Raw genomic sequence first — 418 nt, forward strand, 5'->3', positions numbered from 1 at the left:
AGCGGCGGCGACGGCGGTGGCGGTGGTAACGGCGGAGCAGCCGGACTCTTCGGCCACGGCGGCAACGGCGGAGCAGGTGGAGCCGCGTCCCAAGCTGCCGGTTACGGTGGTGCCGGCGGTAAGGGTGGAGTGTTGGTTGGCAACGGCGGCAACGGCGGCACCGGCGGGGCAAGCGCCGGTAGCGCAGGTCTCGCTGGTCAAGGCGGTAACGGTGGCCAAGCCGGAACGTTCGGCAACGGCGGCAATGGTGGGGCTGGTGGCTCTGCCAGTAATGGCGCGATTGCCGGTGGTGGTGGTGATGGCGGCGCCGCAGGATGGGTCGGCGATGGTGGTGCCGGCGGGGAGGGCGGCCAAGGTGGTGGCTGGGGGGGCACCGGCGGTATCGGCGGGCGACTGTACGGCAACTCCGGATCGGAGG

Annotated in this window: 1 protein-coding gene; it reads left to right on the forward strand. The window is 72.0% G+C overall.

Annotation, left to right across the window (positions count from 1 at the left end; all coding sequences use genetic code 11):
• A partial coding sequence (locus BST40_RS30525) for a hypothetical protein (protein WP_208618961.1) occupies positions 1–418 on the forward strand: 418 nt, incomplete at both ends.

This window comes from Mycobacterium persicum (assembly GCF_002086675.1).
Lineage (GTDB): Bacteria > Actinomycetota > Actinomycetes > Mycobacteriales > Mycobacteriaceae > Mycobacterium > Mycobacterium persicum.